A 24,957-nucleotide genomic window follows, 5' to 3' on the forward strand; every position below is an offset into this window, starting at 1 on the left:
ATATCTAGCTCAACGGATGATGCTGTTGGAGTCATCGCCGTACCTGGAACCATCTCGGTTACGTCTTGCATAAAAGCTTCCAGGTTCCGATTTGCGATCAGGTATCCTGCGGTCAGAGGCCTTTTGTTATCTGTTGTTCTCTCATCTCGTGAAAGTGGCTCGATAATCCTTAGTGGGGCATCGGCCGATTGTGTCGGCATCAAAAGCGATTGACTGCCAGGCGAACTTGCATGAACCGCCTCCTCGGGTTGAGAGCGAAAAGCAAAGTAGCCCAGAAGCAACCCAACGAAAGCACTTGCGCCGCAGGACATAGTGAATGAGAACCGTGTCATTGATATCCGCGAAAAAAAGCCCGCACTCTTGCACCTAACTGAAATGCACGATTTCGTAAACGTCGCAGGTCGAGGGCGAATCGCACCGAGCGATCGTTCAAACCTCAAAAGCGTTTCGCCTTGCAGGGCATGCATGTCGTTGTTTGACGCGTTATTATCATTGGTCATTGTTTGCTCCTGACTCTTTTATGATCTCCGGTGCTTTGGTACGACCTGATAAGATGTGCTGCAACTCTTGAAGTGCTTCGCGATAAACCCGAAAAGCGGTCGTCGTAGGCATGTTGACGAGTTCTCCGATCTGTGCAAAAGACAGTTCGCCCCAAACCCGGGCGACGACGATCTCTCGTGATAATGGGGACAGTGATTCGAGCGCGAGTTCCAACTCTTTAACCTGTAACGCGTGTTCCTGAGTTTGCACAAACCAGTTCACCTGAACTTCGCCAGCTCTATAATGGTGCCGACCCCGCCGCGTTTCCGACCGCATCTGGTTTAACGCTTTGTACCGGGTGGTTTTGTACAACCAAGGTATTGGATCTAGTGCGGGTTCCTTCATCCGCGATAAGTCGATGAAGGCCTCCTGCACCGCGTCGTCCGGATCTTTACACCATTGCCGCGCGTACAGAACCAGCTTGGCTGCATGTGTTTGTATCAGTTCTGTAATCAAACGCTCGTCAATGGTATCGCTCCTGTAACCAGAATAACACCGGTCGACGAGTTTCATTCCAAAAGCTGACAGGAAAATTTTTGAATCATCTCTGCGTTGGTCCAATAGGACTGGCACATGTCGTTGCGACGAAAGAAATATCGCGAGCCCTTGGAGAAAGCCAAAGTATCTACCAAAGAACAGAAACCGCCAAATCTCGTTTGCGCAGGGGCTGTTTTGCTTCGTCAAAGGGTTGCGCCGCGAACCTCCTTCCACTATGATAGACTGAAGTGGAAAGTAATCCAAGTTTAGGTCGCCGGCGACGCAAGAGCTTTCGAGGACGCTGTGTTGGTTGAATTGTCCAAATTATTCTTGGCTGTATGTTGGGTAAGCGTCGTTACTTCCGTGACCTTCGCACAGCCGCCAGTGTTGACACCTGAAAGACCATGCGCTGTAGACACCAACCTTGACTTTGAATTCGCTGTCTGGCGAACAGTCGCCGTCACCAAGTGCCTGAATTGCCATCGCCAGGGAGGGGACGCAGAAGATAGCCGGTTTATCTTGTCAGAACCGGATCGAGCTGGCTTTGCCACGCAGGATCGACTCGAAGCCATGCGTCGCAACTTCAATGCATTTACGTCCATGGCGCAAGAGCATGAAGATGGCAAATCACGATTGCTTAGAAAAGCGATCGGCGACTTGGACCACGGCGGCGGAGAGGTGCTGCAGATCGACTCTCTTGAATACCGACGATTGAGCCAGTTGGTTGAGAATGTTTCCGAGCCGATTGAACTATTTTCGTCACGATCGCCATTTGCGGAAGCGACATCGTTCTTCGATAACTTGGTGATGTTAGACCATGATCAGTTGCTGCGGCGCGCCACGCTGTCTTTAGCCGGACGACTACCAACTGAACTGGAATACGCGAGTGTCTCCCGCGACGGCGTTCCAGCGCTGTCACAGGTTCTGGATGCGGTCATGACCGAACAAGCCTTCTACGATCGCTTGCGAGAGGGATTCAACGATATCTTTCTATTGACAGCCGTCGACGACAACGCGGAAGTGACCGCTTTGTCGTATGAACACTTCGAGAAGTCTCGGCTTTGGTATCAAAAGTACGATCTGAGCCATATCGAGGACAAGAAGGAACGCGAACGCGCTGGCTACAAATTGGCCAATGACTATCGCAAAGCACTCTTGGATGAACCACTGAAACTAATTGAGTATATCGTTCAACAGGAACGACCTTTTACCGAAATTGTTACGGCAGATTATATAATGGTCTCGCCATTTACCGCACGGGGTTATGGGATCTTTGAAGAGATTCAGTCGCGGTTCCAGGACTCTGAGAATCCTTTTGAGTACGTGCCCGTCAAGCTGAAGGCGCTGAAGGGACGCAATAAGTCAGAAGATCAGGACTCTGCCACTGGCTTTTTTCCTCATGCAGGTCTGCTGAGCAACTTTCTGTATTTGGCGCGGTACCCTACGACAGAGACAAATCGCAATCGACTTCGTTCTCGCATGTACTATCAGCACTTTTTGGGCATCGACGTACTCGCACTGGCTGCTCGCGTTTCGGATGCTGCCGCCGTCAATGCGGAATATGAAATCCCAACTATGCAAGCGGCCGACTGCGTCGTATGCCATCGCTCGCTGGATCCCGTGGCAGGATTATTCCAAGACTACTGGCGGTTTGAAACCAACTTGGCTCTATATGGCAAACGCAAAGAGGGATGGTTCGCAGACATGTTCTCGCCTGGTTTCGAAGGCGAAGCGTTACCGGAATCCGAGCGATGGCGAGCGCTGCAATGGCTGGGAGAACGTACGGCCAGCGACCCACGGTTTGCCATGACTATGGTTCAGCATGTTTACTATATCCTGACCGGCCGACACGTCTTGTTACCGCCAGAGGATTTCGACGATCCTTTGTACCGCAGCAAGCTGAAAGCTTTCACCATGCAGCGTCAACAAATCGAGTCGATTGCAGCCGATTTTGTGTCAGGAGGCTACAATTTAAAGGACGTTTTTCGAGCCTGGATTATGTCGGATTTTTATCGCGTTGACGGACCTACTAGCCAAGAGCAAGATCGATGTCGGTTAGCAGAACTCGATGATCTAGGGATCGCCCGCATGCTGTCCCCGGAGCAGTTGGAACGCAAGATTGCAGCAGTATTCTCCGAGCGATGGAATCGATTGGATGACGACTTGGGCATGCTGTATGGCGGCATCGATCTAAAGGAAGTCACCGAACGAGCAGCCGATCCTAGCGGAGCGATGGGTGCAATCCAAAGGATCATGTCCAACGATGTCGCTTGCCAGCATGTGCCCCGCGATTTCGCGCGACCTCGCCAGCAGCGAATCCTGTTTCCCAACATCGATCCCGATGTGGTGCCGGGCACTTCGCAGGCCAATCAAGCAATCGCCGAGGCGGCTGCGCACTTGCATCGAAGAATTCTTGGCCGCAAACTACCTTCCGATTCTGCCGATGTACAGCGGACGGCCAACTTGTTCATGGAGATCGTAGCCGATTCGAAATTGCAAACCGAACTTGATCAACGCGAGAAGTGGTCTTGTCGTCAGGGAGGAGCTGTCGAGAACGATCCGCACTATACGATTCGCGCTTGGCGAGCTGTGGTTACGTACCTGCTTCGCCGCCCCGAGTTCCTTTACGAATAAATGGCTGATTGACGACCAGCAGAAAGCTCAAGCATGAAATACGATCGAAGAAAAATTCTACAGCTATGCTCGCTGGCTGGTTTGGGGCTCGCCGTTCCATTGCCGGACCAGCAAGCTTTAGCACGCGATGAACAGGCAGATGAGCCTTACGATGGCCCATTCTATGTCGTCATCAACGCCTCGGGTGGATGGGACACTACGTATTTGATGGACCCCAAAGGCATCGATGGCATCAACCGTCTGTATGAACAAGGGGAGATCCAAACGCATGGCCAACACCATTTCGCTCCAATCAAAAAACATGCCGAAGGCGGCATGGCGAACGAAGATTTCTTTGCGGAGTTTGGCGAGCACATACTCACCGTCAACGGACTGGATTATTCGGTGGACAATCATGCGCCCGCTTCACGATACATGGCTACCGGCAAACTAGACAGTTTGGCGTATCCAACGTTCGCGGCATTGGTCGCTGCGTGTCGAGGGCCGAACTGCCCATTGGCGTTTTTGACATTTGGCAACTATTCGGTCACTGGCAACGTGGTTCCTATGTCGCGTGTCCCCTACCTGCCGTCGTTGCAACGGATTGCCAATGCAGACGCAATAAACGGTAATGCCACATCACCATACCATGACGATTTTGCATTGCAGCGTATCGAGCACGCTTTAGATGAACATCATGCTGCACGTGATGCACAGCCTCGTTTGCCGCGAATTCGCCGCAGCGAGAGCATGTTGTATGCCGCGCAAGTGAACTCAAAGGCATTGACGCGGATCACGGCGCATATTCCAAAAGAGTTGCCCAAGCAGCGTTTGGCCCAACAAGCAGAAATCGCACTGGTCTCCTTCAAGGCGGGCGTTTGCGTTTCAGCCAATCTCAATATTGGTCAGTTTGACAGCCACTCCAACAATGACACGGACCAGATGAAGTTGATCCCTGAATTGTTAGCCGGCGTCGCTTATTTGATGCACCGAGCAGAAGAGTTGCACATTCGAGATCGTTTGGTTGTCGTCGTGCAGAGCGAAATGGGACGAACCCCAAAATACAACTCTGGCAACGGCAAAGACCATTGGTCGATTGGTTCAGCGATGTTCTTAGGCCATGGTATTCGCGGCGATCGTGTCATCGGCGCGACCGACCAAGGGCAGTTTGCAATCCCAATCGATCCGCAGACGTTGAAGCTAGACAAAGAGCAAGGCATTCGCGTTCGCCCAGAGCATATCCATCAAAGCTTGCGTGATTTAGCCGGTATCACCGACCATCCATTATGTCAGCAGTTCCCATTAGAGCTACCCGACAAACGCCCACTGGCAGGCTTGTGGGGTTAGTCCCGCTTTCGACGGGGCCGCTCGTTCGTAGTCCCGCCTTCAGGCGAAATATCCCATCAAGCCGCATACTAACGAGCACTTCCCGTCGAAGCCCTAGCTACAAGCTGATATCAAACGGTCTTGCGTTTTGCATCTCACACTGACCGGTTCGAATTTCAGTAGACCAATTCAAGCCCGCCTGATCCTACATGCAACACTTGGTTCGCATTGTACTGCGCGTCATAACCCGCGAAGACTCTCGAACCCAAGCCGCTGCCCAAGCTTAGCCCCAGTCCGCTGGAAGCCCAATCGCGACCTAAGTCGACACCTTGTACAGCAAAACCTGATCCAGGCAAACCTGCAAAGCTAGAGCCAACGACGTAGTTGGTATCCAAGAACTCGTGAATCCACGCTCCTCGAACTTCCGGAGTTAACACGCGACCACGTCCTGTAAGTACGGATTTGGCAAGCCGACCGCCCAAAGAGCTTCGCAGCGAATGCACGTCCAACGCAGAGGTCGCTAGATTCAAAATACCGCCTCCGCTTTCTAACGCGTCGCCTTGACGCAGATAGACGTATTGCAGCGCGGTATAGGGTTGCAAGTTCCAGCCAAGCACATTCAGAGACAGCCCGCGTTCCAGATACGTGTTGGCTTGCCATCCGTCGAACGAACTGCTGGGCGTTGCACTGACGCCCCCAATGGTCACATTGCGTCGCACTTCGACATGATCGTACCCTAGCCCGCCAAGGATTAAGTAGTAGTGGCCGTCTTCGTTGCCGGTGAGATAACTTCCGAAGTGATAGTTTTCAACATCGGCTCGCTCGTTAAGTTGCTTTCCGCGCACGTTGCTCCAAGCCATGTTGCTCCATAGCCCCACGGAGTGCCCTTGCACCAATTCGCGTTGCACGGCAATCTGTGTACCGCCGATTCCGTATCGAAAGCCATCGGCGTTGCCATCGCTTTGCGCTTGACCACCCAAGCCGTAGCCGCTGATCCAGCCGGCAATCTGCGCGTCATCGACAGGCTTCTGAAACGAAACATATTCAAGGCTAGCCGATCCCACGTTCGCGTGACGGTTCGGCGTTGCACTTTGGTGATACCTTAAGTTCTTGATGTGGGCCGACATCTGCGAGAGATAGAACGAGGTATGTTGCAGACTGGCTACCGGAAGCGTACCGTAGATTGCGCCGCCCATTTGATCCAAGCTGAAGCGGACTTGTTGGTTGGTCAGCGGTGTCATTTCATCCAGCAGCATCTGCAGTTCTGCTGGAGCCCCAGAACTGTTGGCATCCAGGACTTGAGCGATCGACAATTGGTTTCTGGTGCTAGCGATGGGTGCAAAGTCGCTCATGTTCGCGATCAGTTCAAATGCGACCGAGTTTGCTCCATAGATTAAGAAGGCATCAAAGAAGGCCAGATCATCGGTGATCGAATCAAAAGTTCCCGTAACGCTATTAGCCGTTAGAAAGGTGTAGACCGAACCTCCCGTGTAATTGCCGGGGGCACTGACTACGTTCACTGAACCACCGTTGATAACGACGTCGCCGTTAACTGTGATCGAGTCATGATTCACTCCCGGAGTTGTGCCACCATCATTGATCTCAATGGTCGTCACACTGCCAGCGCCGAATGTTGCGTTGCCGTTGACGGTCAACGTTCCGATGGAATTCCCGGGAGCGAGAGTGCCATTGAGCATCAGGTCTCCGATGATCGTACCGCTGCCGCCCAGTGTACCGTTCGTATTGACGGTCACATTGGTTGTTGTGTTTGCATTGACCTTAAAAGTTCCCGTTTCGACGATTACCCCTTGGTTAATCGTTGCATCGCCGGTCACGTCCACGGTTCCATCGCCAGTAATGGTCAATTGATCAATCTGGAAGCTTTGCCCGTCCAACTGCATGTCTGAACCGGATGCCATAGCGAAGCTGATGGTTGCTCCTTCCATCGCGAACACATTGGCTGATATTCCAACTCCGTCGGTGCCGATGGCATGACTGCCAACCCCACCGGCGCCCCCTGCAACCGAGCCGCTGGCGAATGTGACGTTCTCGAAAGTCACCGACCCGCCTTGTCTTACGAAAACAGCTCCACCCAAGCCGTCGCCGCCATCGCCGCCAGAATCTTCTTGCCCGCCGTCACCCGCACCGTAACCTCCGGTACTGGCTGTATGACTAAATAATCCAGCCCCCCCGCCCCCCCCGCCGAAACCACCGTTTCCGCCAGAGCTAAACACACCGCCACCTCCACCTCCGCCAAACTCACCGCCATTGCCACCTGCGGTCGAATCTCCCCCCCCGCCGCCACCTCCCATGGCTTGCCCATCGCTACCATCTTGGGAGTAGTTTCCGCCGTCGCCTCCCTCGCTGCCTCCACCGCTGCCGCCATGCATGAAGTTGCCGATGCTGCCATCTTCCGATGCACCTCCACCACCGCCTCCTCCTTCGAAGTAGCCGTTGCCGCCATTTCCGGCTAATCCGCCCCCCCCGCCGCCTGCATAAAAGTGCCCTGAACCCCCGTTACCGGCCAATCCGCCGCCACCGCCGCCACCATAGCCGTGGGTTGATGAGTTGTAGCTGCCTCCTTGACCTCCCTGAGCAATGTTGTTGACCAAGCTCACGTCGCGCAGTGTGACGTTTCCATTGCTGTTCACAAACAGTGCTCCGCCGGCTCCCAGTCCACCACCGCCACCGCCTCCGTAACTGGTGTCGCCACCGGCACCCCCTTGAGCATTTCCATTGGCCAACATCACCCCTTCGACCGTAACGCTTCCTGAATCCACCCATAGGATCCGAGTTAAACTCTGCCCGCTAATGCTCAGTTGGTCTGCCCCCAAGCCAACGATGCTTAAACTGCCGCCGCTAGATTTCGAAATCATCGGCAGCATCGAACTGATGTTGATCGTCTGCCCTGAAAGTGAACTATCAAAGCGGATGGTATCGGCCGAGCTAGCGTTGAGATTTGCCAAAGCAAGAACTTCTCGCAGCGACCCAGCACCAGAGTCGGCCGCACTGGTAACAAAGTACTCTGCCGCCCATGTAGACGACCCGAGGCAAGTGCCCGCAGCGAGCATTCCCGATAGGACCATGCGACGCAATCGCTGGAGTGCACGGATCTTGCGATTGGACTTCCTGGCAACTGAATCCAATTGAGCCACATTCAGGCCAGCACAGTTCCTCGACGACATCAGTAAATCCCTTCACTTTGTTCGCAACAATTTGACCGCGAGATGACTTCGTTATGCCCGCAGCAGCATTGGTAAGTACTGCAGGTTATTGGTCGTCCCCGGTGACCAATCCATAGGATCTTCGCTTGAGAGTTTTCGCTCTTCAGACAACCGGTATCGGATTGGGCTGGGCAAGGGCAATTGTCCAACGGATGAGATTGCAGACTGCCGCGTTCATAAAAATCCGCACTATCGTCAGGACCGGAAAAACTTATCGTTGTCGATTTAGCATGTATTTCTGCTGTTAAGTGTTTGGGCGTGTTCGTTTCGTTAGCGCGTGCTCACTGGCCTACTTCAAGAACTTGCACGCGACGATGTCTCCACTGGCTACACGCAACCAGCGGTAGTCCGAACACAACCCAACCGTGAACGATCCCACGCATGACGGCCTTGGCTTCCCAAATAGCTTGAAACTTTTCGTGTGGCGAAGGCCAGAATGCTTAACGACATACGCGCTAATCGCATTTTGCCAAGCAGCCTTGCTGACAGCCCAGGACTAGCGTCTGCAAGCAGACATGATTTCTTTTGTATCTCGACATGAAATTCAGTTAAAGGCCGTAAGAATTGATGAGTTTGAGAGACCACGGGTTGGCCTGGAATCTGTAGAATGCATCTTTTCTGATTGCCAGTTGTTCTGAAAGCCATTTTCGAGGCGAGATCGAATGTATGGAACTTGTCTGCGTATGTTTTGTGTTGCCGCGTTTCTAGCAACAATTGGTTTCGTTTCCTTTCTAAATTGGAATCGGACTCAGCAGCAACTTCGCTCTTTGGAAGTGACTTCAGCGGAATATGTTGACGAGTCCATCGTCAATTTCATGGTGTATACATCGCAGTCAAAAGCTTTCCGATTGTCAGTTGACCCGACCGACAGGTATGGTCGAGGAGGTGCCACGTATGAAATGACTAAGGACGGTGAACGAGTTTGGCGGGCGGAACTACCATTCACTCTGCAAGAAGTTGTTGTTACCGACGCGGGAGAAGTTGTCGGATACTCGTACAGTCATGGGGCAGAGGGCTTCGGGGCTGACAATGGTGTTGGCGATTTCCGCGTTGTGATACTCGATCCCTCGGGCGAGCCCAGACTCAACGAAGCAACCGAACGGCAGTCGAGTCGCTTCCTGCATACTCTACCAAATCCATTGTCAAGGGGCATCATCGTGGACGAAGATCAAGATCGAGTGATCTTCCGGATCGCAGACGCTGATGTGAACAGACGCAGCGAGTCATGGTGGACTTATGCACTCACATCAGGCAACCTCATTGATCGCCGTCAGCCACGAGAGCAAATGAATGAAACAAGTAACTTAGCATACTTGATTGATGCTCGCGTCGTGAAGGGCACTCCCCTGATTCTTTTGCATTGGTGGCGTTATCAGTATCCAGATACGCGAGGCCAGGGCGGCACAATCATTGGGGCACACTTCACGCTCGTTGATAAGGACTGCGTCCCGGTTTGGGAACTTGTACTGCCTCGCGACTATGTCATCGCAGGAGACGAAAGCACACAGGATCGATTGATGGAATATGTGCAGAAGAATGGCGCAATTCTTAGTGCCAACGATAAGGCTAGTTTTGACGTGTATATTGCTGCGAGATCACAACGCGTACGATTTCGGGTAACTAATTTATCGGAATCATGGAGAGTTCAAGAGGTGGCAGCACAACCAATGAGTGTGGATGAGTTCTTACTGTTAAGAACTACTTTTACCCAGCCTATGCAGCTCTTGCCAATAGAGACTTTGGGGCAAATCCAGCTCGACTTACCCGCGGAAGTGTCATTAATACGCGGCCTGACGAGTTTCACTTTCGACGACCGAGGTCGAATTGGATTTATTCGCCACGATGCCAAGAAAGATGACTTCGTTTTGGTGGACGACATGGGAAAGAATGTTTGTGAAGTTCCACTAAACATTGCTGCCGACGAGAACTCAAGCTGGCGTTCGTGCAGTTGGATTTCTGAAGATCGGTTCCTTTTGACCCGAGCCGAATATGGTCCAGGGAAAGTATCTCGTGCATGGTGGGTCGATTCGAAAGAACGGTCTCTTACTCCAGTGATCGGCTTTGAATCGCCGCCTGTTGAGCGACTGCTACGCTTTTCAGATGGCGGTTTCGTGGCACTTGCCAAGATGCGTTACAAGTACACCATAGCCGATGGGTTGTTCGGGTTTGACCATACGGGGCAAGTGAGTTGGAAAGTCGATGGCGGCACACGCAATGATCAATCGGAGTTGTTCAGCCCCGAAGACATCGCAGTGACGCCCGATGATGAGGTCGCAGTACTTAACTTAATCCAAAACAAGATCCAGATTTTCAGTCATGAAGGAAAGTTCATTCGCGCTATTGATCTGAGAGAGAAATGGGGACGTACGCCCAACTACTTAACAGGTATTGCATCTTCCAGCAACGGTTTTGTCCTACGTGACTTCCGCGGATCGCCGCCGTTTGTGCTCACGAAACCTGACGGGAGTATACGAGGGAAACTTACAATGAAACTCGCAAGTGGGCGGCCATTGTCCGAAAGGTTCTTTGCGATTGCGCCTAACGGACTGCTGTGGGCGACGGACGGCGATTCAGTCTTCCGAATGAATAGTGATGGGGTGGTTGATCGTATCTTGGGTGTGGCTCCCGAGACCAATCGTCTGATTCGAATAGCTTGCAGCACAGTCGATAGACAAGGGCACATTTACCTAGCTGATGGACGCAATAACGCGGTCCACATCTTCGATTCAAATGGTACCAAAATTGGCCAATGTACTCCGAAGGTGGAGGATTCTGTTGAGGCGCTTTTTGGTACAACATTGTCCGTAAGTGACTCAGGTACGATCTTGGAATGTATCCGGGACTATGTTTCTTCAGGACGATTTATTGAGTTTAGTTCTTTTGGTGAGCAGATCAGGACGATAAGACTTCGCTTTAAAGCCAATTGTTTGTACTACCAGCCAGGTACCAACTATATGTTGGCGCTTACCCTTGACACCGCGGTTCTCGTTGATTCCGATGGGACCGTCGTTCAAGAGATATCTCGTCGGCCTGACGGAAAATGGCTAATGAGTCCTACCCACGCTTGTTTCGCAGTGGACGGTTCATTCGCGGTGCTCGATCAACAAACGGTTAGTGTCTACCACGCGGACGGCACTCCAGCTCTCACGATTCCTTTTCCGCCAATCGTAGGCAGCTTCCCTCGTCTAGCTTTTGACGGTAATCGAATCGTGTTAGCCGGTGAAGGCAAAGTTGTTTTCTACAGCGCTTACGGCCAATTAATTCAAGCGTCTGCGTTGAGCCTTGAGGACAAATATTTCCAGCCGCACTTGATAGCCAACGGAAAAGAAATGCTAGCTATACCCAATGAGATAGGACCTTTGTATCGGTTTGCGACACCGTGAGCCCTGTGACAAAAAGCGGATGTGCCGATACCGGAGCAACTTCATTATGTACTGTACGTCTCTCTGCAAATCATAGCTGCAGATGCGCTTTACGGGCGGTTCAGCTTCCAAACGAGTTTCATATACCCAGACGCATCTGGACGCTGAAGGTCGAGACTTGGCGGTGTATCGGGCGTTTGCTGCAGATCATCCGACAAATCAAAACCCCACAAGACAGCCTTGTCAGCTTCCAGTTGGTAGCCGAATGGCTTACTTCCAAAGGGGCGAAGCTGCGTTGTGCCGTCACCAAGCACTTCAAGCGTCGGTGGTAGCTCGCTTCGTTCGTGACTGTAACGCCGGATTGCAACTGCCAAACGAGCTTGACGATGCAGTTGGGCATGGTTCATTAGTGAAACCGCTGCGGTATGAAATGCAGGAGCCACAACATAAGTTAGAATTCGATCTGCCGATTGAATTGTATGCCCGCGGCCTGCCTTCAAATCTATTTCTAGCTCTGCTGCTCCCGTATAGAACTGCTGCCAACTCGAAGTATTCAGTTCCATCGCTCGACGCATTAGGCCAATGAAGTAAACAGCATCGTGTCCTCTGGCAGGTATTCGAGTGGCCGTTTCCATTGCAATCGATGGATTGATGAAAACCGGAAGGCAAAACCCGAGTTCTTCGCGGATCATAATATGCCATTTATCGGCAATGTCACAGTGCAATTGAAGCATGGCGTCAACTTCATCCAACTGGCTATCAGTAAGCAGATCCACTTCGCTGCTTGACTGTATGATCTCGATTGCTAGTCCTCGAATGACGATTCCAACCAAACGGGCATAAACCGACGGAATCGCGTCGAGTTGTTTTGCAACGTGATAGAGTGCGATGATATCGAGTTTCACACGTTCACCTTGTCCGAAGTGCAATGCAACTTGCGAATCGGTGGCTAACAAAAACGCAACTCTTTTGACATTTTCGACTTCGGGAAGGCGTGTTTCTATCGACTGAAAAAATATTGGAAAGCGAACTGGTGTTGGAGCTGTAGCAAGTAACCTGATTTCGTCGATCAGCGATTGGAACTCTGTAACGAGTGCTGAGCAAGTCTCTGCATGAGCCCAGTCTTCTTTAATTGCAGCACCGAGCGGGAGCCTATCAACAACTCTGCGATCAAGTAGTGGGATTCCAGCGGAGAGTTCGTTAAAATTCGCTGAGTGTAATTTCGCAAATATGTTAAGCCACTCTTGCTGTTTGGAATCATCGGTTCGGCTCAAGTAGAGTTGGTAAGTCGACTCATCGTCAACAGGATAACCTTCTGTTGCAAGCCTTTGTATTTCAATCGCCATCGCTTTTCGGCCACTATTTTCACGAAGCGTATATGCAATGCGAAATGCGAAAACTGCGGTCGTGCATAACACGATCGGCACTGCGAAAATTGAAAAAATCAACCACCAACGAACGGCTTTCTTACCACGTGGAGGTGTTGAGGTATGTGGACCTGTATAAGGGCTGTTTTGATTCATGTAAGCAAGCTTCGACTTGATAAATCCAATGTATTACTTCTTTTGGTCAGCAAGAAACTCCGCGAGTTCGGCTTCCAGTTGCTCGCCACTTTCAAATCCAATTACGTAGCGCACCACTTCACCTTGACGATTTATCCAGAAGGTTGTGGGATAAGAAGCCACATTGTATGTTAACTTTGCAACTTCGCTGCCTCCAGTCACAATTGGATGCTTAATCGCTTCCTCAGTGACATAATCAAGGATGGTGTCATTCGTCTCGGGATAAGCGTTGACACCAATGATGGCCACTTCGTCACCGTACTTTTCATGAAACCGCGATAGGTGCGGCGCTTCTAAACGGCATGGTCCACAGGCCACTCCCCAGAAGGTGATCAACGCTGGCCGATCTCCGCGCCACTCGGGCCATTTGACCAGATTGCCGTCCAAGTCCTTTAGCTCGAAAGCAGGTGCAAGCTTGTCAAGCAGCAACTCCGGTGCGCCTCCGTTGTACGAGTGTGTATATCCAATTACCTGAAATCCTAATTCCTCAGCAAGCTGTTGAGCTGGAGACTTCACAAAGCTTTCTTGCTGACTTTGCAGAAACTTCTTAATTGCGGGCGGAGCATCATCGGGTATTACTGGCGGTTGACGGTAAGAGAAAAGATCGTCGACAACTTCGGCCCCTGCGTTCGTACTATTGACATGGAATTGTAGCTTGCGTGGGGACAACAGATCCATCGATTGAACGGCATTTCGAACCAAGTCTTTTGTTTGTTCAGTCAATTCCAAATTGCGAGCATCGATCGGGCTGCGAAGTTTGATAAATGCATCGCCGTTCCCAGCATGCAACTTGGAAATACGGGTTCGGATAGCAGCAGCGACCAGTGTCTTATTCATGATCAGATTCTCTTCCTCTTCATCATCCATCAGCCCTGATCCCAACGAACCAGTTCCCAAATCCCACTCCAAGGACGTCCATTCCTCTGCGACTTGTGAATCGGAAAATCCAGACTCGAATGACAGTGCTTTAAGCTGCTCCTTCAGGCGAACGATCACGTCCTTTTCAAGTTTCTTGCCACCGGAATATTCAATACGAATTAAGAGTAGATCGTTCGCCCTGTCTGACAACGTGCGTAGATCAGACAGCATTGTCTTTCGACGCCCTTCTAGCAAGTCCTCTTGAGTTGCATCAATTGAATTGGCGTTCACGATGAGGACCGCTGATGCCTTTGACGAGATTTCAGCCCGATGGAATTCGGTCCGCAGCGGGGCCAGTATGTAGCCCAGGATGTCGTCTGCCCGGGATGCAGGTGAAAGCAACGAAAGTGTGGCACTCAGCAAGAAAATCTGTATGATTCGTTGAATGGCATTCATTGATTTTCGCACAAGTCAGAGTTTTCAGAAAAATCCAATCTCCTCAGTATAAGCGAAGTAAATGAGTAAAGGGGGCATGAATGCTGCGGTCTTTGCCGTACCTAGGCGCTAAATCGATGCCGAGACCACCGCGTGCCGATGAAGCTGGCGCGTTGTACCACACGCTGGATCGGGGCAACCTGCGAGCGGGCCTTGTCAGGTGTGCGGAGGATTGGCGATGGAGATCGCTATGGTGCTGGGCACAAGGCCAGCGGTGAGATGGCTTCAGTCTTCCAGTGCCATTTGTTTTATGAAGGCGAGCTCTGAGCGACCGTTGGGCTTGCCCCAACCCGCTGCAATAGGATTGGTGCGCTAACTTCGTTCCAAACATTCTTCTCCCGCCATTCTTCTGCCCACTGACGCATTGCGAGTCGTAAGCCGCAGCGACTGGTGACAGGCGTTCCGCGAAATGAGACCCGTCGCCTCTGCTTGGAGATTTCGCGCCTTGCAAAGTCATGGTAAAACAAGGGCGCTATGATTGGTAACCGTATGTTCAATGGTGTTGCGTCAAGCCGCGATAGCGTTCAACGAACGGATGGAAATGTAGTGGAGATGGAAATAGAGACGATGCGCAAAGCTGAAACGAAAAAGAGCAAAAGGAAAAGATGGCGTTTACGCAAGACGGCGGCGCCGCCTAACGCGCCGCCGGGCGCTTTGCACGTCGACCCAAATGCTCCTTCAACGACGATCCGAGTGGCATCCAGTGTCGACGGCACATACCTTATGCGGAACAATGTTTCGGTGGAACAATTGCAGCAGATGCTGCAGTCCAACGCACCGATCTGGATCGATGTTACTGGCCTAGGTACGATTGAAACACTGAGAGCGATCGCTGATCTGGTTGGTGTCCATCCACTGGCGATGGAAGATGTGCTGAATGTGCATCAACGTGCAAAAGTGGATCAGTACGGAGACAGTTTGTTCATCGTCGCCCGCGAGATCGATGGCCATGACGCACGCGATAGCGAACAAATCTCATTTGTGATGCGATCCAACGTCTTGGTCAGTTTCCAGCAACGGCCTGGCGATAATTGGGACTCGTTGCGAAATCGCATGAAGGAAGGGCGAGGAGCGATCCGCAGTGCCAACGTCGATTACATCCTGTATTGCTTGTTGGATTCAGTGATCGATAGTTATTTCCCCTTCATCGATCACATCGCAGATCGCTTGGATGCCATCGACGAGGAGATCACCGAGGGCCGACGAGGAAACGGCTTTGAAGACTTGCATCATCTACGAGGCCAATTACTTGCCCTGCGCAGAATTGTTCGGCCGCACCGCGACATGATAAACCAACTGATTCGCGATGACTTTCCCAACATCTCGCCCGACACACGAGTTTTCCTGCGTGACTGCTTTGACCACGTGATCCACGTGAACGATGCAACAGACACGTATAACGAAGTTGCTAGCGGGATTCGCGACTACTATATGTCGGTGGTTAGCAACCGCATGAATGAGATTATGAAAGTGCTAACCATCATGTCCAGCATCTTTATACCGCTGTCGTTCGTGGCGGGTGTGTATGGCATGAACTTTGACACTAGTTTACCTGGTAATATGCCGGAACTCGGCGTCCCTTACGGCTACGTCGGCGCGTTGGGATTGATGCTGACGATGGCTAGTGGCATGCTAGGGTATTTTCGCTGGCGCCGCTGGATTTGAGACCAGTGGTAGGTAGTGACGTTGCAGATTTAACTCAATCCACCGCTCTATGGTCGTTTTGGCGCTGCATATGCACCTATCGATTCATAGTGTCAGTCAATCGCCTAGTGCTGACCGAGTTTTACTCAATCTCCTATTTGATCAGGGCACCGTACCATGAACATCTCTTTTCCTCCTGCGGAAACCAACAATCCGTTGCATCTGCCTTGGAGCCAATGTCTGCCAGATTTTTTGATGGTTCTGGATCGGACACCGCAGAGCCAGGACGATTGTCAAGCAATTGAAGAAGCCGCGCACAAAGCGGCGGAGGATGAGTTGGTCGAAGAGGCATCGGAGGACTCGTTTCCTGCCAGCGACCCACCAGCATGGACGCGGTCTCATGTGTAGACACATGTCGTTCAATGAAGCTGGCTGACGTGTTTGTACTACCGCCATTAAGCGGAGTTGATGGCACTTCTTGCCGAACACCACCTGCGAGATTGCAGACAGAGAGTGAACCTACTGCCTTCCAATAGAATGTCACGCAAACGAGCGAAGCTCGCACAGTGAAGTGAGTTGCCGACTTCGCTAGGCTTTCATCTAATGCTAAGGTTTTAGGACAACCTTGATGCATTCGTCCTTTTGTTCGTTGAACAGCTTGTACGCACCTGGCGCTTCTTCTAGCGAAAGGCGATGCGTGATGATATAGCTGGGGTCAAACGCCTCGTTCGCATCGGGCAAGTTAGAAGGTGTAGCCGATGCTTTTGAGCCATCAGATTTTGCCTCGTTTTGCGATCCCTCAACACGTTTTAATAGGTCGGGCAAATAGCGATGGACGTGCGTTTGTCCCATGGCCATCTTCATCCCTTTGCCGAATGCCGCGCCCAACGGGAACTTGTCCAGCAGGCCTCCGTAAACACCTGGGATCGAAAGCGTGCCACCTTTCCGACAGCAGTAGATCGCTTGGCGTAGCGCGTGGATGCGATCAGTCGCTAGCAGCATACTTTGTTTCACCCGATCATAAATCGCGTCCATGGAGGTGCCGTGGGCTTCCAGCCCGACGGCATCAATACATGCGTCTGGACCGATACCTGCGGTTAACTGGTTAAGAGCGTCAGGTATATCGACCTCATCGAAGTTCAGCGTCTCAGCATGGCCAAATTGTCTGGCCAGTTCCAAACGCCGCTCGCTATGATCGATTGCAATGACGCGACTGGCACCTAGCCACCAAGCGCTTTGGATGGCAAATTGTCCCACGGGGCCACACCCCCACACAGCGACGGTATCCCCCGGTTGGATGTTGCAGTTTTCGGCCGCCATATAACCTGTCGGAAGAATGTCGGAGAGAAACAAAGCTTGTTCATCTGACATTTCGCTTGGTATTTTAAATGGGCCAACATCCGCGAAGGGGACTCGCACATATTCAGCTTGGCCTCCCGCGTATCCACCAAACATGTGGGAGTAACCGAACATGCCTGAGCCGGAATAGCCATAAGCAGCCTCGACCTTGGATGCGTTCGGATTGGAATTGTCGCACAACGACCAAAGCTTCCGTTCGCAAAAGAAACAATGTCCACAGGCGATTGTGAAAGGCACCACCACGCGGTCGCCGATACTTAAGTTCTTTACGGCTGACCCCAGTTCCACGACTTCCCCCATAAACTCATGACCTAGGATATCGCCGCGGTGCATCGTGGGGATGACTCCATTATACAAATGCAGATCACTGCCGCAGATGGCGGTTGACGTGATCTTCAAGATTGCATCGCGAGGGTTGATGATTTCAGGGTCGGGAACGTGGACGACACGTACGTCTTGTTTTCCATACCAACAAACGGCTTTCATGGTGCATAGCTTTCTCGAAGGGGTATTGGGAGCCCGTTTGTTAGCTGCCGTGCGGCTGGCCGGCGATCGAGGGAACTTCGCCGCTTTCCATCAAGCTCTTAAATTGTCGCAGATCGTGATTCAGCGTTTGTTCTAGGCCGCCACCAAACATCCACGCGATGGAGTCCGCTAGTTTGCCGCCGGGCGGATTGTATTTCAGCGAGATACTGACGGAGGTTCCGCGGCCATCGCCCAGCGGCTCAAATCGAACGCTGCCAGCCGTATCCACTTGGCTGCCTGACAAAGATCGCCATGAAACCATTTCATTTTCACGGTCAGCGATAATTTCAGCGTCCCAAGCTAATCGAATGCCCATGGGGCCTTTCGCAATCCAATGGGACTTCTGTTCGTCTTGCACGACAACTTCTTTGAGATGACTCATCACCTGCGGCAAGTTGGAGAAGTTACGCCAGAACTGGTAAAGGTCCTCGGCACTGCGATTGACGCGAATGGTCTTATCGACCTTTACACCTTCGCCAGCATGAATAACCATGGGTCGATCGGCATCTTGACAGCCGATCCCCATCGCTTCGTAAGCATGGCAATGACCGGTTAACCCTCGATAGACCAGCGCTCCTCCGGCGACCAGCGATGCGATGCCCGCAGTTCGCCCTCGGCCAAGTCCTGTCAGCATCAGCAGCAGGCCGCCACCGGTAGAAATCAAACGTTCTGCTTCGCTGACATTGACTCGAGAACACGAGCTAGATTGAGAACGCGTTTGTTGCGATTGTCGCTCACGGCGAAATTGGGCAATGGAATTTTCTGACACGATGACACTCCTTCGAAATAGGACTGGTCGCAATACGGTTCGATCAAGGCGTGGAAGTTGTTGCTTTTTAAGAAGTTGTTGCTTTTTAATGAGTTAACCGGATGTTAACGCATTTCGGCTGATGAAACACTTTGACCGGACGCTGTGCGACTGATCAAAGCAACAAGCTACTTGCCTTGCGAAACGGAGTTGGACACATTGGGGGTTTACATTCCTCAGAGAGCAGAGGCAATTCTCATTCCTTGAATCAGCCATTTCTGAGATCCGCGGAGGACAACATGCACATGCGACGCAAAATGCGACTTGGGCTCGGGGGTGGCGAACAGTTTGTAGCAGATCGCTGAATGTCGCTCGGAACGGCGGACGATTTCAGACCAGCGGGATCAGGCCTGTGGGCGGGCGATAAGCAACTTGGGAGGCGTATCGCAAGGCAAACGGATGGTTTCGTCACGAATTACAGCTAAAATCCGAACCGATTCTGAAAATGTGGCGTAGCGAAACGCTAAGCCGCCTCGACGAATCGGTCATCCGTGATGACAATGGAGCTTCGAAGGTGTTCCGGTGTGGGGGTAGTACTGCGGTTCAGGTCAACTGTAGGCAGCACATCGGGCGAATTTTACAGTCGAATAAATTTTGATGATGCAGCTCGGTAACGCGTTTTCGATTTTGGCAGCTAGCGAATGGTGGTTGGTTCGTTGGGCAACTCCATTTTGGATTATCTCGATTGGCGTTTTGGTGGGCCTGTTGGCTCTTGTTGTCCTTTATGCCGCGATCTATTTAATGTCTCGCGTGCCGTTGTTCGAGAAGCTGCAGCGGAGCGGAGCTGCGTTGTGGATCGGTGTCGGATTGTCGGCCGTTGCGACTGCAATCGCAGGTTTGCCGCTTTATCGCTACATGAGTGAGGTTGCTGGTGCCGCGGGCGAGGGCGAATTCTGGCACTTTGTGCCCTCGATGATGGCTTGTTTTGGCATTGGTTTCCTCGCGTTGATGTACTGCTCCAATCGTCGTTTTGTCGGCGAAATGCCTGAGACGCTTTCGTCCGGAATCGGGGCGGCGATCTTGGGTACGTTGCTCTTCATCGTAGGTCTCGGGGTGCTTGCGACCTTTGTCGTGGAGACTCCGATCAGCATGCTGTCGGGAATACCGCGACTTTTTTCGGAAGGCACGACCAAGCAATCAATCCAATTAGCGGGAGTGCCTGCCGATGCGGCGGTTGGCCCCATTGAGCCGGTGAAGTTGAACTACAATCCTCAGGCTGTCCGCAAGGTATTGATCGAAAGCGATCGAAATATCATTTTGACGGTCAAGGATTCGAGCAACGATTTGCTTGAGAATCCAGTGCGTATCACAGCTCGCAACGCTTTACAGTGGGATCCTACCAGCAAGTCCCTGCCACCCATTCCGGTGAACTTAGGCTACGAGCTGTACGCACAAAACTTGGAGTTTGACGCAGCGACAATTAACTTCACGATTGAAACCGCGGCCGAGCAACCGGAGATGCGGGCCTTGACTCCGATCGCGGTTTTGACGTTCCTGATTGGGGCCGCTTGGTTTCTGCAGCTTGGTGCAGCTCCGCGGTTATCCGCGATTGCCTTGGCCACTGCCAAGAGCGAATTCACGCAACCTTTGCCGAAGATCTTGATGCTCTTCGCAGGCTTGAGCATCATCATGTTCGTCTATGTCCCTTTCCATACCTTGGGCGAAGATATCAAGCTACTAAAGGATTGCGGAATTTCGCTGATCATGGTCGTCTGCCTGTTCCAGGGGGTTTGGTCTGCAAGCAGTAGTGTAAGCGATGAAATTGAAGGCAGAACGGCGTTGACGCTGTTGTCCAAGCCAATCCATCGACGCTCCTTTATCTTTGGCAAATTGCTGGGCATCCTTTGGATCTTGCTATTGATGGTGTTGGTTTTGGGGACTTTGGAACTGCTTGCCGTCGCCTACAAGCCGCTGTATGACGCACATGAGAATTCGCAGCAGCCGCCGTTGTGGCAGAACTGTTTCCTGGAAATGATACGAACGGTGCCTGGCATAGTGATGGTGTTTTTCCAGGTCGCAACGCTGACGACGCTGTCGGTGGGGATCGCGACTCGACTGCCGCAATTGGCGAATTTCGCGATATGTTTTAGTATTTACCTGATCGGTCACTTGACGCCTGCAATCGTGGATTCGTCGGAGAATTCCTTCCCGATTGTTCGATTCGTGGCACAATTGATCGCCGTATTGGCACCGAACTTAGACCTGTATTCGATGAATGGAGCGATCGATGCCAATACTCCGATCCCAGTTGTCTATATCTCAGGCCTCTTTATCTATTCCATCCTATTTTGTGGACTCTCCATTCTGTTAGGATTATTGTTGTTTGAAGACCGTGATCTTGCGTAGTCGGCTCGACAGGCCGGTGGTAGCCGCGCAGACCTCATGGTTCCTTTAAGTTGACTGCTTGCCTAACTACAGCCAAGAGAATTCATTGTGATTGCCAACCCTTTAAAGCGGTTGCGTGGACTGACGCCGCATTCGTCGAGCACACTTGCGATTTGGATTCTCAGTGTTCTGCTGGCGGTCAGTTGCGGCTTCCTGCTGGTTGTATTCGGTTGGTACTGGGAGTATTTGTCCAGCTATCGACAATTATCTGAGGCTGGCAATCGCATTTCGCTGGGTCGATATTTATCCGTAGATGCGGTTTGGCTGGAGGCTGAACGCAGTACGTTGCGAGGCGTCGCGGCCCTGTTGAGCTTTATGTTCATCGCAGTATTCAGCATTGCAATTCTGTTTTATGTCGTTGCCAAACTGGCGACGCAGATATCGATTGAGAAATCGCAAGCTCAACTTCGGGCGGTATACAAACAGTTGCAATCTTTAGTCCGACGACGCAGTCCAACTCTATTGCAGTCGGTGGTCGACCAATTGGTCAACACAGATATCCCAAGCATCCGCGAATCGACCGCTGGCTGGTTGCGCTATGGTCCGCGCTATCTGTGTTTGGCTGTGGCGTGCGTCGCGATTGCGGCACTGATTGACCCGCTGCTGACGCTGCTTTCATTGATCGTTGTAGTGCTTTCGCAACAATTGTACGTTTGGTTTGACCGGCGTCGTCGGCGAGGGCGACCGGTAATCTTTGAGCAACGTAATTCGGCCTTGCAGCGATTGTCGCAGTGGCTAGGGAAAGGCCCGCTGTTGGCCACCATCCATCGCGAACATGTAAGTGTAGATGCCTTGGAGCATCAATTGGCCAGTCTACGGACCCACGACCAAGCGTTGGATAACTATGCTGGGTGGAAGTCGCCGTTAACGCTTGGCTTAACTGGCGTGTTCGGTTTGGTCATCATGTTCGCGGCAGCCGTCCGCGTGTTGCGTCCTGAGAGCGAACTTTCGATCGTCGCTGTATTAGTCTTATTTGTCACCATTTTGTTGGCGGTGTATGGTTTCCAGCGTTTTGCGCGGGCGCTCCGCGGTTTGAATGCAGTGATCCCAAACATCCATAGCTTGGCAGATTTTTTATCTCAGTCGCCGGTTGAAGTGCGCAGCGATCCAACGGTCGTGTTGCCAAAGGAAATCCGCACCGTTGAACTGCGTAATGTGACGCTGCACAGCCATACCGATGAAATCACGCTAGACAACATTACCGCCCATTTCCACGCGGGAGAGATAGTTGCAATCGCATCGGATAGCACGACGTCACAGTGTGCGTTGGCGGACTTGCTGCTAGGCTTTGGTTATCCTTCCAAAGGCGATTGTTTTATCGAAGGGATCGCTTTGAGCAAGCTTGGCGTCGATCGGCTTGGAGAAGCCGCTTGCTGGGTTTCAGAAGATGGCCCGCTGTTCACTGCCTCGGTCAATGACAACTTGCGAACCGTCCAGAATTCGCAAGTTATGTCAGCCGACTTGAATCACATCTTGCAATGGACCAAATGTGATGTTGCCGTGAATTCGCTGCAAGACGGGCTCGCGACCTTGATTAGCCCAGACGATGACCGACTAACTGGAGATATCCCATTTCGATTGGGGCTTGCTCGGGCACTGACTTTGAAGAAGCCGATTGTGGTGATGCAGGAACCAGCGTCGCATGGTGATGCCAAGATGGAAGCGGACACGCGAGACGCGATTGAATGTCTCGCCTCGCGCGGCGCGATAGTGGTCATCATTCCATCTCGATCGAAAACTTTGTGGAGTGCCCATCAAGTGTTGTTCTTGCAAGCTGGGCGTTTAGCTGCATGTGGCAAGCACTCGACGTTGCTTGAACAGAACGATGCTTATCGTCATTGGAACTATATGCGGTTTTCGCCTCATCTACCTCGCACTTGAGCGCCCAACAACACCAGCACTATTCCAACGAACACTTTCCGATGCGTGGGGAATAGGCCATAATGTTTACTTCTAGGCATTGGCTTTGGTCCTTGTAGGTTGAAGCAATCGGTCCACAAACTTCGTGATTGGAATTCGAAGAATGGCTATAAGACAATGGATTGGCGGAGCGAAAGGCGTACGGCAGCGAACCAAGGTCACTTTTTCGCAGTCCGCTCTTGAAGGTGAATCGTATGCGATACAGATTGGCCTCGCGCGGATCTCATTAAATCCGCGAAGCACTTTATCGGCTCGGGAGCTAGGCATTCACTTCATGCGGCAGATCCATAGCGAGACCGAAGCTTATGAGTTTCGCGACATCGCGTGGTCGCAGGACAATGATTCACTGATCGCCGATGGTGCAGTGGCGGGAGTCCCATTTGAATTGCAAGCGGTCTGCTCGGCAGAACACAAAACGCCGCTGGTCGAAACGTTGGTCGAGGCCACTGGCCCCAACCACTTAAACAATCCAGAAAATTGGCTAGGCGACACGTTGCCCGAACTTGAGGACAGCTTGCTGATCACTGGAGGCAATTCGATTTATTATGGCATGGAATACGTAGGCCCCTTCGCTGCCATCCAAATCCCGGCAAGTTTTGTAGGACAAATCGGCTTAGATTCGTTGAATCCGGCTGGGTACGTGGAGTATCGCCAGCGCTATTGCGCTTGGACAGCGCGTCTTATCGAAATCGGAACTGGGCCGGGACTCGGCTCGCCGCTGATCAACTTGGATGCTGTCGACACACAATCAACGGTGTACATTCGCAAGACATCGACTCCGGAAAACAATTCTCGCTGGCCTGTGAATTTGATTGGGGCTTTCAGCGAAGTCAATGTCGAAAGTGGGTATATGCGAGTGGCCTACGATGCAAGCATGCAAGCCAAGCTCCAATTGTTGAACGTAGCAACAGACGCCAATGTCGAAACCAGTTCGAACGTGGTTTGTCAAAAAGTCAGCAGCCAAGGCCTACTGCGATTGAATGGACTTTGCGATGAAGTCTTGATACAGGGTGGCAAGTGCGTGCTGCAGGGAAAAGCAAACGTTATCGATGTCGCTTCTGGCGAACTGTTTTATAACTCGGCTGAAGCCATCAAGCTGATCAAGATTGGCCCTGGCACCATGACTTGTTCCAGTCCTGGAAAACGCGATTGCGAAACCATGCGTTTACGCGCTGGCGGGCGACTGATTGATCCTGCGAAAACGTTGCATTGCAACGCGATTGTAATTGAAGGCAGTATCCAGGTCAGCCCGGCTCAGCTAGGTTCCAAATGATGGTTATAAAACCCATTTAGCAGGCGGATTAGCTGGCTGGCAAATTGGTATCAAAGATGCGGACTTTTGCCCAGTTGCTCTTGTTCTCTTCGATGAATTGCACGTGGCGAGAAGCAATCTGATACGCGTCGTGCGCATCCCGAGAATCAAAAACGATGTGCAAACCGACATGATAATCGCGGTCATTGACCGGCCGTGAAAGATCTGGATTCAATGTTCCAACAGAGAAATAAACGGTCCCTGGGTGATCGGTCAAGTATTTATGGCAGTCGGCCACCAAGCCATTGATTTTCTCTGGCGAAGCATCATTCAACGTAAAATAAACCATGTGAGCAATTTGCATACAGCAGTACTTTCTTTACAACGCGTTCCTGTCAGTCTCGTAAGCCTAAAACGTAGTTGGAAAACCTGTTTTGCTCAAGTCCAGTGAGTGGGCAGCGGGTATAGACGATTCCGGTACCGTCGATACGATAGTCGTTGATCCACAACTTCTGTGCGAGGAAGCTTGCTTTTGGCCGATGGTATTTGCAGGCATCCTAACGCCAACCGATGGCAGTTGAAGCTGTGGGAAAACTACGAACTAACT

The 24,957-nt window shown here is 51.8% G+C and carries 16 protein-coding genes; 9 read left to right on the forward strand and 7 right to left on the reverse strand.

What is annotated here, in order from left to right:
* Positions 1-489 precede the first annotated feature (489 nt).
* Positions 490-1,053 carry an RNA polymerase sigma factor gene (locus SH302x_RS08970; RefSeq protein ID WP_479368395.1) on the reverse strand — a complete coding sequence of 188 codons (564 nt, stop codon included), beginning with the start codon at positions 1,051-1,053 and terminating at the stop codon, positions 490-492.
* Between the two features lie 483 nt (positions 1,054-1,536).
* On the opposite strand from SH302x_RS08970, the gene SH302x_RS08975 reads away from it, so the two are divergent.
* Positions 1,537-3,651 (forward strand): hypothetical protein, encoded by a 2,115-nt coding sequence (locus SH302x_RS08975; RefSeq protein ID WP_479368396.1) that lies wholly within the window; start codon positions 1,537-1,539, stop codon positions 3,649-3,651.
* 33 nt (positions 3,652-3,684) lie between these two features.
* On the forward strand, positions 3,685-4,977 hold the full coding sequence (locus SH302x_RS08980; protein WP_479368397.1) for a DUF1501 domain-containing protein: 1,293 nt from the start codon (positions 3,685-3,687) through the stop codon (positions 4,975-4,977).
* Positions 4,978-5,132: 155 nt separating this feature from the next.
* On the opposite strand, the gene SH302x_RS08985 is transcribed toward SH302x_RS08980, so the two are convergent.
* Positions 5,133-8,141, reverse strand: coding sequence for an autotransporter outer membrane beta-barrel domain-containing protein (locus SH302x_RS08985; RefSeq protein WP_479368398.1), 3,009 nt, complete (start codon positions 8,139-8,141; stop codon positions 5,133-5,135).
* 701 nt (positions 8,142-8,842) lie between these two features.
* Here SH302x_RS08985 and SH302x_RS08990 point away from each other — a divergent pair.
* Positions 8,843-11,563, forward strand: a complete 2,721-nt coding sequence (locus SH302x_RS08990; protein ID WP_479368399.1) for an NHL repeat-containing protein — start codon at positions 8,843-8,845, stop codon at positions 11,561-11,563.
* Positions 11,564-11,652: 89 nt separating this feature from the next.
* Here the strand turns inward: SH302x_RS08990 and SH302x_RS08995 are convergent, their stop codons facing one another.
* Together SH302x_RS08995 and SH302x_RS09000 are read right to left on the reverse strand one after the other, a co-directional pair.
* Complete coding sequence (locus SH302x_RS08995; RefSeq protein ID WP_479368400.1) at positions 11,653-13,065, reverse strand: hypothetical protein; 1,413 nt, start codon at positions 13,063-13,065, stop codon at positions 11,653-11,655.
* Between the two features lie 33 nt (positions 13,066-13,098).
* Entirely contained in the window at positions 13,099-14,418 is a 1,320-nt protein-coding gene (locus SH302x_RS09000) for a TlpA family protein disulfide reductase (RefSeq protein ID WP_479368401.1), read from the reverse strand.
* A 513-nt stretch (positions 14,419-14,931) separates the two neighbouring features.
* Here SH302x_RS09000 and corA point away from each other — a divergent pair.
* Both corA and SH302x_RS09010 read left to right on the forward strand, forming a co-directional pair.
* Positions 14,932-16,122, forward strand: coding sequence for a magnesium/cobalt transporter CorA (corA, locus tag SH302x_RS09005; RefSeq protein ID WP_479368402.1), 1,191 nt, complete (start codon positions 14,932-14,934; stop codon positions 16,120-16,122).
* Positions 16,123-16,278: 156 nt separating this feature from the next.
* Complete coding sequence (locus SH302x_RS09010; RefSeq protein ID WP_479368403.1) at positions 16,279-16,509, forward strand: hypothetical protein; 231 nt, start codon at positions 16,279-16,281, stop codon at positions 16,507-16,509.
* 198 nt (positions 16,510-16,707) lie between these two features.
* On the opposite strand, the gene SH302x_RS09015 is transcribed toward SH302x_RS09010, so the two are convergent.
* Both SH302x_RS09015 and SH302x_RS09020 read right to left on the reverse strand, forming a co-directional pair.
* Entirely contained in the window at positions 16,708-17,946 is a 1,239-nt protein-coding gene (locus SH302x_RS09015) for a zinc-dependent alcohol dehydrogenase (RefSeq protein WP_479368404.1), read from the reverse strand.
* 40 nt (positions 17,947-17,986) lie between these two features.
* Positions 17,987-18,754, reverse strand: a complete 768-nt coding sequence (locus SH302x_RS09020) for an SRPBCC family protein (protein WP_479368405.1) — start codon at positions 18,752-18,754, stop codon at positions 17,987-17,989.
* 636 nt (positions 18,755-19,390) lie between these two features.
* Between SH302x_RS09020 and SH302x_RS09025 the strand changes: the two genes are divergently transcribed.
* The 3 genes from SH302x_RS09025 to SH302x_RS09035 all read left to right on the forward strand — a co-directional run bounded on the left by SH302x_RS09025 (position 19,391) and on the right by SH302x_RS09035 (position 24,371).
* Complete coding sequence (locus tag SH302x_RS09025) at positions 19,391-21,139, forward strand: ABC transporter permease subunit (protein WP_479368406.1); 1,749 nt, start codon at positions 19,391-19,393, stop codon at positions 21,137-21,139.
* An 87-nt stretch (positions 21,140-21,226) separates the two neighbouring features.
* Positions 21,227-23,059, forward strand: a complete 1,833-nt coding sequence (locus tag SH302x_RS09030) for an ABC transporter ATP-binding protein (RefSeq protein WP_479368407.1) — start codon at positions 21,227-21,229, stop codon at positions 23,057-23,059.
* Between the two features lie 142 nt (positions 23,060-23,201).
* A complete protein-coding gene (locus tag SH302x_RS09035) occupies positions 23,202-24,371 on the forward strand; it encodes a hypothetical protein (protein ID WP_479368408.1) in 1,170 nt (389 codons plus the stop codon).
* A gap of 28 nt (positions 24,372-24,399) precedes the next feature.
* Here SH302x_RS09035 and SH302x_RS09040 read toward each other — a convergent pair whose 3' ends face one another.
* The gene (locus SH302x_RS09040) at positions 24,400-24,714 is read right to left on the reverse strand and encodes a Dabb family protein (RefSeq protein WP_479368409.1); all 315 of its coding nucleotides are present in this window, start codon (positions 24,712-24,714) and stop codon (positions 24,400-24,402) included.
* 70 nt (positions 24,715-24,784) lie between these two features.
* Here SH302x_RS09040 and SH302x_RS09045 point away from each other — a divergent pair, with 70 nt between their 5' ends.
* On the forward strand, positions 24,785-24,931 hold the full coding sequence (locus SH302x_RS09045) for a hypothetical protein (RefSeq protein WP_479368410.1): 147 nt from the start codon (positions 24,785-24,787) through the stop codon (positions 24,929-24,931).
* Positions 24,932-24,957: the final 26 nt, after the last annotated feature.

This window comes from Njordella calcicola, from assembly GCF_056494125.1.

Excerpts from the sequence above, each read along its gene's own strand:
- SH302x_RS09000 (WP_479368401.1), bottom strand. The coding sequence starts at position 14,418 with ATGAATGCCATTCAACGAATCATACAGATTTTCTTGCTGAGTGCCACA.
- SH302x_RS09015 (WP_479368404.1), bottom strand. The coding sequence starts at position 17,946 with ATGAAAGCCGTTTGTTGGTATGGAAAACAAGACGTACGTGTCGTCCAC.
- SH302x_RS09040 (WP_479368409.1), bottom strand. The coding sequence starts at position 24,714 with ATGCAAATTGCTCACATGGTTTATTTTACGTTGAATGATGCTTCGCCA.
- SH302x_RS08990 (WP_479368399.1), top strand. The coding sequence starts at position 8,843 with ATGTATGGAACTTGTCTGCGTATGTTTTGTGTTGCCGCGTTTCTAGCA.
- SH302x_RS09010 (WP_479368403.1), top strand. The coding sequence starts at position 16,279 with ATGAACATCTCTTTTCCTCCTGCGGAAACCAACAATCCGTTGCATCTG.
- SH302x_RS09035 (WP_479368408.1), top strand. The coding sequence starts at position 23,202 with ATGGCTATAAGACAATGGATTGGCGGAGCGAAAGGCGTACGGCAGCGA.
- SH302x_RS08970 (WP_479368395.1), bottom strand. The coding sequence starts at position 1,053 with ATGAAACTCGTCGACCGGTGTTATTCTGGTTACAGGAGCGATACCATT.
- SH302x_RS08985 (WP_479368398.1), bottom strand. The coding sequence starts at position 8,141 with ATGTCGTCGAGGAACTGTGCTGGCCTGAATGTGGCTCAATTGGATTCA.
- SH302x_RS08995 (WP_479368400.1), bottom strand. The coding sequence starts at position 13,065 with ATGAATCAAAACAGCCCTTATACAGGTCCACATACCTCAACACCTCCA.
- SH302x_RS08980 (WP_479368397.1), top strand. The coding sequence starts at position 3,685 with ATGAAATACGATCGAAGAAAAATTCTACAGCTATGCTCGCTGGCTGGT.
- corA (WP_479368402.1), top strand. The coding sequence starts at position 14,932 with ATGATTGGTAACCGTATGTTCAATGGTGTTGCGTCAAGCCGCGATAGC.
- SH302x_RS09025 (WP_479368406.1), top strand. The coding sequence starts at position 19,391 with ATGATGCAGCTCGGTAACGCGTTTTCGATTTTGGCAGCTAGCGAATGG.